At 37.1% G+C, this 14345-nt stretch carries 5 protein-coding genes; 1 reads left to right on the top strand and 4 read right to left on the bottom strand.

Annotation, left to right across the window (positions count from 1 at the left end):
- The first annotated feature begins 494 nt into the window (after positions 1 to 494).
- On the top strand, positions 495 to 3152 hold the full coding sequence (locus tag ACDQ55_RS09425) for an outer membrane beta-barrel protein (protein WP_420981123.1): 2658 nt from the start codon (positions 495 to 497) through the stop codon (positions 3150 to 3152).
- Positions 3153 to 3164: 12 nt separating this feature from the next.
- Here the strand turns inward: ACDQ55_RS09425 and ACDQ55_RS09420 are convergent, their stop codons facing one another.
- From ACDQ55_RS09420 to ACDQ55_RS09405, 4 genes are read right to left on the bottom strand one after another with little or no spacing between them, the layout of a single operon-like run.
- On the bottom strand, positions 3165 to 5918 hold the full coding sequence (locus ACDQ55_RS09420) for an alpha/beta hydrolase family protein (RefSeq protein WP_420981122.1): 2754 nt from the start codon (positions 5916 to 5918) through the stop codon (positions 3165 to 3167).
- A 45-nt stretch (positions 5919 to 5963) separates the two neighbouring features.
- The gene (locus tag ACDQ55_RS09415) at positions 5964 to 8708 is read right to left on the bottom strand and encodes an alpha/beta hydrolase family protein (protein ID WP_420981121.1); all 2745 of its coding nucleotides are present in this window, start codon (positions 8706 to 8708) and stop codon (positions 5964 to 5966) included.
- A gap of 45 nt (positions 8709 to 8753) precedes the next feature.
- A complete protein-coding gene (locus ACDQ55_RS09410) occupies positions 8754 to 11495 on the bottom strand; it encodes an alpha/beta hydrolase family protein (protein WP_420981120.1) in 2742 nt (913 codons plus the stop codon).
- Positions 11496 to 11540: 45 nt separating this feature from the next.
- Positions 11541 to 14282, bottom strand: coding sequence for an alpha/beta hydrolase family protein (locus ACDQ55_RS09405; protein WP_420981119.1), 2742 nt, complete (start codon positions 14280 to 14282; stop codon positions 11541 to 11543).
- Between the last annotated feature and the right edge of the window lie 63 nt (positions 14283 to 14345).

Raw genomic sequence — 14345 nt, 5'->3', positions numbered from 1 at the left:
CTACCAAATAGTCTCATTTAATACTAACAAGTCAGTGCTTATTTTACCTCTACTTCATTGACAATATCAATTAACGAGCATCAATAATTATAAACATGGATTATTACATGTTATATTCAATCAGGAAGGCATACAATATTTATTACAGGAACAGCTAATATCATTAGACCAATACACCATAACATGAATGATAAAATCGAATACAGGAAACGGAATTATTTTGACATGGTTTATAGATTGAGGGTTTAGTATTAAAAAGCAATTCAAATACTTTTTTCTTAACTTCAGCAGTAACCGTGCAAACAGATCTAACGAGAATTTGAGAGGTAATACTATTTATTCATTTATTCTCTCATAAACCAAAATTAGATTCTTCCACTGCAATCTCCACTCAGCCCATAAAAATTCAATAAACGTATACAAAGAATTAAAAGTGCTACTGCCACCTATTTGCATTGAAATGACAGAATTTAGAACACTGGCAATCCCTCTATATGAAGCACCTCATTACTATTTTTGTATTACTGTTTTTCACCCTTAATGTTTGCGGGCAATACATTCTTACGTCTGGCTTAAAAGGTTATATACGCGACAGTGCAACTACTACAAGGCTATCAGGAGCAACCGTTAATTGTTTACGTGCAAAAGACTCCAGTAAAATCAATATAACTTTCACAGATAAGAATGGCGCTTTTTTAATAGATAATATTCCCAGTGGGGATTACTTACTTTACATTACCTATATGGGATACAAACCACTACTTTCCAGGAAGCCGATCCATGTAAGCGGACAAATAGTTAACCTTGGCAATATAGATATACAAAAAACAGGACTCACCTTAACTGAGGTGGAGATAGTTCATACAGGTGCACCCTGGAAGATCAAAAAAGATACTATTGAATTTAACGCCAGATCTATAAAAATAAGGGAAAATGCTTCCATAGAAGAATTATTAAAGAAGATACCCGGTGTATCAATTAACGAAGACGGCCAGATAACAGTAAATGGAGAAACAGTTAAATATATATTAATAAACGGCCGACCCGTTTTCATGAACGATCCAGGTATGGTTACCAGAAACCTGTTAGCAGAATTAGTCGATAAAATACAATTAATTGACCAGAAACCAGATGAACTGTCACAAGCAGGAGAAATAGATACCAGGAAACAAAAAACAATCAACATTACTATAAAAGAAGAAAAACAAAACAAAGTAACCGGTCAATTAACTGTTGGTGGAGGAACACAAAATAAGTATGCACTAAAAAGTAACGCCAGCAGGTTCAAGTCTGATCAGCAATTGATATTTATTGGTAATGGTAATAATACCAATGGATATCAAGAGGGAAGCACCAATATTCCCGCAGGTAACATCAGGAATTGGAATGTTGGCATAAACTACAGTGAAGATTGGAGTAAAAAATTTACTTTTAATGGAAGCTATTCATTAAATGATAATTATCTTAAAAATGAAAGCAGCAGCATAAGACAGAACTTCCAGGAAGAAGGCAATTATTATAATGACCAGAAAAATACAATTGGTAATTGGATGCACCAACATACCATTAGCAGTAAATTAGATTATAAAGTAGACTCCTTTACTCTTCTTTCACTCAAAAGTGATTTAAATTATACACAGAACAAAACAACATCAGACAACGATTACAAATCGTATAGCAATACGCAATCCCTCATCAATATTGGCGACATGCATAATAAAAATAATTCCGGTTTTATTAATGCATCCGAAAGCTTCAATCTTATAAAAAAATTCAAGAAACCAAATCGAAAATTGAGTGCAAATATCTACTTGAACAACAACAACAATAATGGCAGCGCATACAACGAGTCGAATAATTCGTATGCACTATCCAATGGCGCATTAGCTACAGATACAATTAACCAAAAAAACAAAATAACAAATACAGTACAAACCGCTCAACTGGGAATATATTACACAGAACCACTTACTAAATATTTCTCGCTTGAGTTTCAATATCTATACACTAATTCTCTCACCAAATTTGGTCGTTCCACTTATGACTATGATATAAAAGAAGATACTTATGATCTCTTAAACGACAGCTTAACAAACGAATATAAAAGTACTTCCGTCACGCATTACACAAGTATTGGCGTAACCAAACAAAAAGAAAAATACGACTATTCGATTTCACTCTACAGTTTTATAAACGATATAAAAAACATAAATTTTAGCCACCCTTATCATATAAACACACATACCGCTGCTTTAGCCCCACAATTAGATTTCAACTACTACCTCTCCAATCACTCCCGGTTATTGTTACTATACAGAGAAGGTATTATAATCCCTAATATCAATCAACTACAGTTGGTACCCGACAACAGTAACTCATTATTTATTCAGAAAGGAAATCCTAATTTGAAATCTCCCAAAACAAATAACTTTACTATTGTATATAGTCAATATAATAGTACGAATGCATATAACATGAACATAAATATCACAGGAGTGATATTTAAAAATAAAATAATTGATAATACCTATCAAGATTCCATTGGGCGTCAAATCAGCGAGCCTACTAATAAAAACGGAGCTTATAATATTTCCACTACAATAGAGAACAATATAAACATCAACAAACAAAACTTTTCCTTAAGATCGGTTACAAACTTATCATTCGATCACGACGTGAATATTATCGATAACATTGATGGAAATATAGACAATAGAATGATCGACCAAATGATTAAGCTCAACTTCAGATCTAAAGAATTACTAGACTGTTCATTATCCGCTGAAGTTCGTTATAACAATATTATATACCGCTTGCAAACAAACAGCTATAGTGAACTGCTCATGTATCACCTCTTCTTTGACGGAATATTGAATCTACCAGCTAATTATACATTCATCAGTAACATTACTTATGTAATAAATAACACACAGGCCATCCAAAGTAGCAATAGCGGCTTACTGTTGAATGCCTCCATCTCAAAAGCTATATTAAAAAAGCATGCTATCCTAAAATTACAGGGATTTGACCTGTTAAATAAAAACCTCAGCATTCATCAGAATGTGGGAAGTAATTATATAGAAACATCCCATAATATGGTAATGCAACGCTTTTTTATGATATCCTTTTCTTATCTTTTGAAAGGAAGATAATAGATCAACCATTTAATGGATAGGTGCCGAAATAGTCCTGAGCAAACCAACGCCTGGGGTTACGTACTTGTCATACAACCCTAATCCACTTTCTACCCCCCTCTTTTCCGCAGGCACTCCCTCTATCATCCACTTAGGCGGTGGTGTTCCTTTCAGATAATGATCAAAAAATTGCCGTTGGCGAATACCAAAATCTACTGCATCTGTACCCACAAGTCCATGGCCTGCATCGTATGCTAATAACCAGGACCGTTTCCCCAATCTGCGTAAAGAGGTAAAAAACTCCATCGCATTATTAAAAGCGCAAGCAGCATCATTCCTTCCTTGCATCAGCAAAATCGGAGTAGTCACTTTATCGGCACTTAAAACAGAAGAATTCCTAAGATAAATATCTTTCTTCTCCCATAAAGACGCTCCCATCCGACTTTGTCCTATTTCATACAAGCTTTGTCGTGAGTGCCTCTCTAATGAGAGAGCGCTATAATCACTTACCCAATCACCAAGACTGGAGTTAGCGTTAGCAGCTGCAAATAAACCAGAATGAGTTACCAAATAATTGGTTTGAATACCTCCCCAGCTACATCCGGTGATAGCCATTTTGCAAGAATCTACAAAATCTTTCCGGGCCATATAATGGGCTGCTGAAATAACAGCATCATAAGTCCCTTGCATAGGGTCGCCTATATCGTACCTGATATCAGGACAAAATACCAAATACCCGTTACTTACGTAAGTGGGAATATTTATAGAACAATAACCACTCAGCGCTTCAGGCGCTATATACACATTAAGCCTGTCCGATTTACCTTCATAATACTCAAAAATAATAGGGTATTTTTGAGTAGCATCAAAGTTCTCCGGTTTATAAAGAATGCCCTGTAGAGGATGTCCATCTAACGATGTCCATGTGTGCAGCTCTGGCACTAACCAATTGTAATTAGATTCAGGATGCAAGTTGGTTAACTTAGTATATGTTTTAAAATCGGCCGTTACGTAATAATTACCAGATTCCCCGGCACTGGAGCGTTTAACAAGGTAAAGCTGCGCATCTTTGGCCTTAACGGGGGCTCTATTTAAAATCGGCGGAAAAAGACCAGGATGATATTTTGCAAAATAGAGATATGGCCCCATCATTAATAAGTCAGGAGCCCCTGATTTGCCAACCGTTACTCCATAAAATCCGTTATCCTTTGTTTGATTATTAAACGCCGAAAAGATAAACCGGTCTCCATTCACCGGAAAACGGTGGATACTCTCAATATCTAACAGAGAAAAAATAATATCATTTCTTCGACCATATCCATGGGTTAAATTAAGGGCAGCTTTTTCTCCTTTAGGATCTAATATCCAAACATCATTATGATCATTAATAATAACTCCTTCATCATTATCTAACCATTTTTCAATACTAAAACCGTACTTCTTTGTCCTGTCAGTCTTGATTTTGCTGGTAATATTTCTCACAACACCAGTTGACATTTCATATGTAAAATAATCAGTCCGTTCTTTGTTTTGGTATATTAAAAAATTGGCTTCCTTTGACACCATGGGAAATAGTATCGTATCCAATAAAAACATTCTTTCCCGCTGCTCACTGGTAGTAGATACTTTATACCAAGTAGATTGGCAAGCCTCATTCCAGTTACTTTCACCTGGATCCATGACAGCTGCCTCTTTGATCAAGAAAAAGTCATCCTTACCCCGGACATCCCAATACATCACGGATTCGGATTTCCCCTCTATTCTTAATGGTTGGCGATGCGCTATATTAATCACCATTAAATAACTCCGGACCCCATTTTGGAGCGCCATTACCTGTTCTGATTGTAATATGGCGTCTTTATAACTCCATACTTCCACTGTTGATTCATCGTTTACCTTGGGTAACGGTAAAAGCCGATCCTTACAATTAAAAAAAAGCCTTTGGCCTTCCTTACTAAACCGAAGAATATCGTTTAACACTAATTCATTAGTATTGAGCATACTATCAGTTAAAAGTATATCACCCCCTTTAGCTCCTTCAGTATAATACCAGATTGCTTTTTTATTCCCTTTCTCAGACTTATCGGCAGTTATATAAGCAATTTGAGTGGCGTCATCATTAAAAATAACTTTCTCCACTCCCCTGCCCTGCCCAAAAGCATATCTCGTATGCTTATTTAAGTTGATCCAAACCAGCGAATCAATGCCATTAGCGTTACCCGCAGCAAACTGCAAAATCATTTTATTATCATTATCACTTAGCCAGTATCGCTTTACGAATGAATAAGAGGATTTTCTTTCATTTCTCAGATTTTTAACAACCAGATTTGTATCATTTCCTTTTAATTCATAAATCAACAAATCTCGCTTAAGGGCATCGCTATTCAAAGCAATAACATTAGGAATATAATCAATTAAGTTAGTGCCCAATTTTATCGTACACAAACTATCACCTTGATTAATAAAATAAACAGATTGGCTATTATTTGAAAAAAAAGCGTCATCAACATTTTTTAGTTTTAACAACCAATTGCCTTTAACAGACTGAACACATAAAGTTGTATGTTCCAACGAAGGATTAGTTTCAAAATACATCACAAACTTACCATCATTGCTGATGTACATCCGATGATCATAAGATGGCCAGGTATTATAAACACTGGAATCAACAACCTTCTTCTCACCTCCTATGTACTTATTATGATTACTTAACAGTTGATTTTGCCCAAATACCCAATGACTTAAAACGATAAAAAGCAGCAGCAAAGAGGTTCTATTATTCATATAATATGGTATGTTTTAGCATTATAAGATACTTACTCACCCTCCTCACTTACCAGCTCTAAGCAAACCAACGCCCGGGGTTACATACTTGTCATACAACCCTAATCCACTTTCTACCCCCCTCTTTTCCGCAGGCACTCCCTCCATCATCCACTTAGGCGGTGGTGTTCCTTTCAGATAATGATCAAAAAATTGTCGTTGGCGAATACTAAAATCGACTACGTCTGGCCCCCCAAAAAGCCCATGGCCTGCATTATATGCCAATAACCAGGACCGTTTCCCTAATCTGCGTAAAGAGGTAAAAAACTCCATCGCATTACTAAAAGCACAACCAGGATCATTTTTTCCTTGCATCAGCAGAAGGGGAGTAGTCACTTTATCGGCACTTAAAACAGGAGAACTCTTAAGATAAATATCTTTCTTATCCCATAAAGCCGATCCCATCCGACATTGCCCTATTTCATATATCCCCTGCCGTGGGTGTCCCTCTAATGATAATGCACTATAATCACTTACCCAATCACCAAGACTGGAGTTGGCATTAGCAGCTGCAAATAAACCAGAATGGGTTACTAAATAGTTAGTCTGAATACCTCCCCAGCTACATCCGGTAATGGCCATTTTGCAAGAATCTACAAAATCTTTCCGGGCCATATAATGGGCTGCTGAAATCACAGCATCATAAGTTCCCTGCATGGGGTCGCCTATATCGTACCTGATATCAGGACAAAATACCAAATACCCGTTACTGACATAAGTGGGAATATTTATGGAACAATAACCACTCAATGCTTCAGGTGCTATATACACATTAAGCCTGTCCGATTTACGTTCATAATACTCAAAAATGACAGGATATTTTTTAGTAGCATCAAAGTTCTCCGGTTTATAAAGAATGCCCTGTAGAGAATGTCCATCTAACGATGTCCATGTGTGCAGTTCTGGTACTAACCAATTGTAGTTAGATTCGGGATGCAAGTTGGTTAACTTAGCATAGGTTTTAAAATCAGCCGTTACATAATAATTACCAGACTCCCGGGCACTGGAGCGTTTAACAAGGTAAAGCTGCGCATCTTTGGCCTTGACAGGGTCCCTATTTAAATCCACGGGAAAGAAATCAGGATGATATTTTGCAAAATAGAGATATGGCCCCATCGTTAATAACTCAGGAGCCTGCGATTTGCCAACCGTTACCCCATAAAATCCGTTATCCTTTGTTTGATTATTAAACGCTGAAAAGATAAACCTGTCTCCATTCACCGGAACACGATGAATACTATCAATATCTAACAGAAAAAAAACAATGTCATTTCCTCGACCATATCCATGGGTTAAATTAAGGGCAGCTTTTTCTCCTTTAGGATCTAGTATCCAAACATCGTTGTGATCATTAATAATTACCCCCTCATCATTATCTAACCATTTTTCAATACCAGGACCGTATTTCCTTGTCCAATCAGTCTTGATTTTGCCGGTAATATTCCTCACAACGCCGGTTGCTATTTCATATGTAAAGTAATCAGTCTGTTCTTTGTTTTGATATATTAAAAATTTGGCTTCCTTTGACACAAAGAGAAATGGTATTGTATCCAATAAAGACATTCTTTCTCGCTTCTCACTGATAGTAGATACTTCATACCAAGTAGATCGCCAAGCCTCATTCCAGGAGGTCTCACTTGGCCCCATGCCAGCCGCCTCTTGGACCAAGAAAAAATCATCCTTACCTCGGGCATCCCAATACATCACGGATTCAGATTTCCCCTCTATCCTTAATAGTTGGTGATGTTCTACATTAACCACCATTAAATAACTCCGGCCCCCATTTTGGAGCGCCATTACCTGTTCTGATTGTAATATGGCGTCTTTATAACTCCATACTTCCACTGTTGATTCATCGTTTACCTTATGCAACGGTAAAAGCCGATCCTTACAATTAAAAAAAAGCCTTTTGCCTTCCTTACTAAACCGAAGAATATCGTTTAACACTAATTCATTAGTATTGAGCATACTATCAGTTAAAAGTATATCACCCCCTTTAGCTCCTTCAGTATAATACCAGATTGCTTTTTTATTCCCTTTCTCAGACTTATCGGCAGTTATATAAGCAATTTGAGTGGCCTCATCATTAAAAACAACTTTCTCCACTCCCCTGCCCTGCCAAAAAGCATATCTTGTATGCTTATTTAAATTTATCCAAACCAGCGAATCAATTCCATTAGTATTGCCCCCTGAAAACTGCAAGATCATTTTATCATCATTATCACTTAGCCAGTATCGCTTTACGAATGAATAAGAGGATTTACTTTCATTTCTCAGATTTTTAACAACCAGATTTGTATCATTTCCTTTTAATTCATAAATCAACAAATCCCGCTTAAGGGCATCGCTATTCAAGGCAATAACATTAGGAATATAATCAATTAAGTTAGTACCCAGCTTTAGCGTACACAGGCTATCACCTCGATTAATAAAATAAACAGATTGGCTATTATTTGAAAAAAAAGCGTCATCAATATTTTTTAGTTTTAACAACCAATTGCCTTTAACAGACTGAACACATAAAGTTGTATGTTCCAACGAAGGATTAGTTTCAAAATACATCACAAACTTACCATCATTGCTAATGTACATCCGAGGATCATAAGATGGCCAGGTATTATAAACCCTGGAATCAACAACCTTTTTCTCGCCTCCTAGATACTTACCTGGATCATTTAGCGTTTGCTTTTGACCAAATACCCAATGGCTTAAAACGATAAAAAGCAGCAGCAAAGAGGTTCTATTGTTCATATAACATGATATTTTTTAGCATTATAAAATACTTACTCTCCCTCCTTATTTACCAGCTCCCAGCAAACCAACGCCTGGGGTTACATACTTGTCATACAACCCTAATCCACTTTCTACCCCCCTCTTTTCCGCAGGCACTCCCTCCATCATCCACTTAGGCGGTGGTGTTCCTTTCAGATAATGATCAAAAAATTGCCGCTGGCGAATGCCAAAATCTACTGCGTCTGTACCCACAAGCCCATGGCCTGCATCGTATGCCAATAACCAGGACCGTTTCCCCAATCTGCGTAAAGAGGTAAAAAATTCCATCGCATTACTAAAAGCGCAACCAGGATCATTTTTTCCTTGCATCAGCAAAATAGGAGTAGTCACTTTATCGGCACTTAAAACAGGAGAACTCCTAAGATAAATATCTTTCTTCTCCCATAAAGTCGACCTCATCCGATGTTGCCCTATTTCATACGTCCCTTGTCGTGAGTGCCCCTCTAATGATAAGGCACTATAATCATTTACCCAATCACCAATACTGGAGTTGGCGTTAGCAGCTGCAAATAAACCAGAATGAGTTACTAAATAGTTAGTTTGACTACCTCCCCAACTGCATCCGGTAATAGCCATTTTGGAAGAATCTACAAAATCTTTCCGGACCATATAATGGGCTGCTGAGATAACAGCATCGTAAGTTCCCTGCATGGGGTCGCCTATATCGTACCTGATATCAGGACAAAATACCAAATACCCGTTACTTACGTAAGTGGGAATATTTATGGAACAATAACCACTCAATGATTCAGGTTCTATATACACATTAAGCCAATCCGATTTACGTTCATAATACTGAAAAATGATCGGATATTTTTTAGTAGCATCAAAATTCTCTGGTTTATAAAGAATGCCCTGCAAAGAATACCCATCTAAGGATGTCCATGTGTGAAGCTCTGGTACCACCCAATTGTAGTTAGATTCGGGATGCAAGTTGGTTAACTTAGCATAGGTTTTAAAATCAGCCGTTACATAATAATTACCAGACTCCCGGGCACTGGAGCGTTTAACAAGGTAAAGCTGCGCATCTTTGGCCTTGACAGGGTCCCTATTTAAATCCACGGGAAAGAAATCAGGATGATATTTTGCAAAATAGAGATATGGCCCCATCGTTAATAACTCAGGAGCCTGCGATTTGCCAACCGTTACCCCATAAAATCCGTTATCCTTTGTTTGATTATTAAACGCTGAAAAGATAAACCTGTCTCCATTCACCGGAACACGGTGAATACTATCAATATCTAACAGAAAAAAAATAATATCATTTCTTCTACCATATCCATGGGTTAAATTAAGGGCAGCTTTTTCTCCTTTAGGGTCTAGTATCCAAACATCATTGTGATCATTGATAACTATCCCTTCATCATTATCTAACCATTTTTCAATACTAGAACCATATTGCTTTGTCCAATCAGTCTTGATTTTGCTGGTAATATTTCTCACAACGCCGGTCGACATTTCATATGTAAAGTAATCAGTCCGCTCTTTGTTTTGGTATATTAAAAAATTGGCTTCCTTTGACACCATGGGAAATAGTATTGTATCCAATAAAAACATTCTTTCCCGCTGCTCACTGGTAGTAGATACTTTATACCAACTAGATTGCCAAGCTTCATTCCAGTTGCTTTCACTTGGTCCTATCCCAGCCGCCACCTGAACCAAGAAAAAATCATCCCTACCTCGGGCATCCCAATACATCACGGATTCGGATTTCCCCTCTATCCTTAATGGTTGGCGATGGTCTATATTAACCACCATTAAATAACTCCGGCTTCCATTTTGGAGCGCCATTACCTGTTCTGATTGTAATATGGCGTCTTTATAACTCCATACTTCCACTGTTGACTCATCGTTTACCTTGGGCAACGGTAAAAGCCGATCCTTACAATTAAAAAAAAGCCTTTGGCCTTCCTTACTAAACCGAAGAATATCGTTTAACACTAATTCATTAGTATTGAGCATACTATCAGTTAAAAGTATATCACCACCTTTAGCTCCTTCAGTATAATACCAGATTGCTTTTTTATTCTGCTGCTCAGACTTATCGGCAATTATATAAGCAATTTGAGTGGCATCATCATTAAAAATAACTTTCTCCACTCCCCTGCCCTGCCAAAAAGCATGTCTCGTATCCTTATTTAAGTTGATCCAAACCAGTGAATCAATTCCATTAGCGTTACCTGCAGCAAACTGCAAGATCATTTTATTATCATTATCACTTAGCCAGTATCGCTTTACGAATGAATAAGAGGATTTACTTTCATTTCTCAGATTTTTAACAACCAGATTTGTATCATTTCCTTTTAATTCATAAATCAACAAATCCCGCTTAAGGGCATCGCTATTCAAAGCAATAACATTAGGAATATAATCAATTAAGTTAGTGCCCAATTTTATCGTACACAAACTATCACTTCGATTAATAAAATAAACAGATTGGCTATTATTTGAAAAAAAAGCGTCATCAACATTTTTTAGTTTTAACAACCAATTGCCTTTAACAGACTGAACACATAAAGTTGTATGTTCCAACGAAGGATTAGTTTCAAAATACATCACAAACTTACCATCATTGCTGATGTACATCCGATGATCATAAGATGGCCAGGTATTATAAACCCTGGAATCAACAACCTTCTTCTCGCCTCCTATGTAATTATTATGATTACCTAACAGTTGATTTTGCCCAAATACCCAATGACTTAAAACGATAAAAAGCAGCAGCAAAGAGGTTCTATTATTCATATAATATGGTATGTTTTAGCATTATAAGATACTTACTCACCCTCCTCACTTACCAGCTCTAAGCAAACCAACGCCCGGAGTTACATATTTATCATACAATCCTAATCCACTTTCTACCCCCCTCCTTTCCACAGGCACTCCCTCCATCATCCACTTAGGCGGTGGTGTTCCTTTCAGATAGTGGTCAAAAAATTGCCGTTGGCGAATGCCAAAATCTACTGCGTATGTACCCTCAAGCCCATGGCCTGCATCGTATGCCAATAACCAAGACCGTTTCCCCAATCTGCGTAAAGAGGTAAAAAACTCCATCGCGTTATTAAAAGTGCAAGCACCATCGTTCCTTCCTTGCATCAGCAAAATAGGAGTAGTCACTTTATCGGCACTTAAAACAGGAGAATTCTTAAGATAAATATCTTTCTTCTCCCATAAATTCGATCCCATCCGAATTTGTCCCATTTCATACGCCGCTTGCTGCGAGTGCCCCTCTAATGATAAGGCACTATAACTACTTACCCAATCACCAAGACTGGAGTTAGCGTTAGCAGCTGCAAATAAACCAGAATGAGTCACCAAATAATTGGTTTGAATACCTCCCCAACTGCATCCGGTGATAGCCATTTTAGAAGAATCTACAAAATCTTTCCGGGCCATATAATGGGCTGCTGAGATAACAGCATCATAAGTCCCCTGCATAGGGTCTCCTATATCGTACCTGATATCAGGACAAAATACCAAATACCCGTTACTTACGTAAGTGGGAATATTTATGGAACAATAACCACTCAATGATTCAGGCGCTATATACACATTAAGCCTATCCGATTTTTGTTCATAATACTCAAAAATAACAGGGTATTTTTTAGTAGCGTCAAAGTTCTCCGCTTTATAAAGAATGCCCTGTAGAGAATGTCCATCTAACGATGTCCATGTGTGCAGCTCTGGTACCACCCAATTGTAGTTAGATTCGGGATGTAAGTTGGTTAACTTAGCATAGGTTTTAAAATCGGACGTTACATAATAATTACCAGACTCCCGGGCACTGGAGCGTTTAACGAGGTAAAGCTGCGCATCTTTGGCCTTAACCGGTTCTACATTTAAATTCCCCGGAAAAAAATCAGGATGATATTTTGCACAATAGAGATATGGCCCCATCGTTAACAAGTCAGGAGCCCCTGATTTGCCAACCGTTACTCCATAAAATCCGTTATCCTTTGTTTGATTATTAAACGCCGAAAAGATAAACCGGTCTCCATTCACCGGAAAACGGTGGATACTCTCAATATCTAACAGAAAAAAAACAATGTCATTTCTTCGACCATATCCATGGGTTAAATTAAGGGCAGCTTTTTCTCCTTTAGGATCTAATATCCAAACATCATTGTGATCATTAATAACTACTCCTTCATCATTATCTAACCATTTTTCAATACCAGGAGCGTGCTTCTTTGTCCAATCAGTTTTAATTTTGCTGGTAATATTTCTCACAACGCCGGTTGACATTTCATATGTAAAGTAATCAGTCCGTTCTTTGTTTTGGTATATTAAAAAATTGGCTTCCTTCGACACCATGGGAAATGGTATCGTATCCAATAAAAACATTCTTTCCCGCTGCGCACTGGTAGTAGATACTTTATACCAAGTAGATTGGCAAGCCTCATTCCAGTTGCTTTCACCTGGTTCCATGCCAGCCGCCTCCTGGACCAAGAAAAAATCATCCTTACCTCGGACATCCCAATACACCACGGATTCATACTTCCTCTCTATTCTTAATGGTTGGTGATGGTCTACATTAACCACCATTAAATAACTCCGGCCTCCATTTTGGAGCGCCATTACCTGTTCTGATTGTAATACGGCGTCTTTATAACTCCATACTTCCACTGTTGACTCATCGTTTACCTTGGGCAACGGTAAAAGCCGATCCTTACAATTAAAAAAAAGCCTTTCGCCTTCCTTACTAAACCGAAGAATATCGTTTAACACTAATTCATTAGTATTGAGCATACTATCAGTTAAAAGTATATCACCCCCTTTAGCTCCTTCAGTATAATACCAGATTGCTTTTTTATTCCCTTTCTCAGACTTATCGGCAGTTATATAAGCAATTTGAGTAGACTCATCATTAAAAATAACTTTCTCCACTCCCCTGCCCTGCCAAAAAGCATATCTTGTATGCTTATTTAAATTTATCCAAACCAGCGAATCAATTCCATTAGTATTGCCCCCAGAAAATTGCAAGATCATTTTATTATCATTATCACTTAGCCAGTATCGTTTCACAAATGAATAAGAGGATTTACTTTCATTTCTCAGATTTTTAACAACCAGATTTGTATCATTTCCTTTTAATTCATAAATCAACAAATCCCGCTTAAGGGCATCGCTATTCAAAGCAATAACATTAGGAATATAATCAATTAAGTTAGTACCCAGCTTTAGCGTACACAGGCTATCACCTCGATTAATAAAATAAACAGATTGGCTATTATTTGAAAAAAAAGCGTCATCAACATTTTTTAGTTTTAACAACCAATTGCCTTTAACAGACTGAACACATAAAGTTGTATGTTGCAACGAAGGATTAGTTTCAAAATACATCACAAACTTACCATCATTGCTGATATACATCCGAGGATCATAAGATGGCCAGGTATTATAAACACTGGAATCAACAACCTTCTTCTCGCCTCCTATGTAATTACTATGATCACTTAACATTTTATTTTGCCCAAATACCCAATGACTTAAAGCTATAAAAAGCAGCAGCAAAGGTGTTCTATTATTCATATAGTATAATATATTTAAATTATCACATATCAATAAACAAAAATTAATCATTCCAACTGCAAT

It is taken from the genome of Chitinophaga sp. 30R24 (assembly GCF_049056765.1).
GTDB lineage: Bacteria > Bacteroidota > Bacteroidia > Chitinophagales > Chitinophagaceae > Chitinophaga.
The sequence above is the reverse complement of the archived record's forward strand: the minus strand, read 5'-3'. Positions and strand labels throughout refer to the sequence as shown.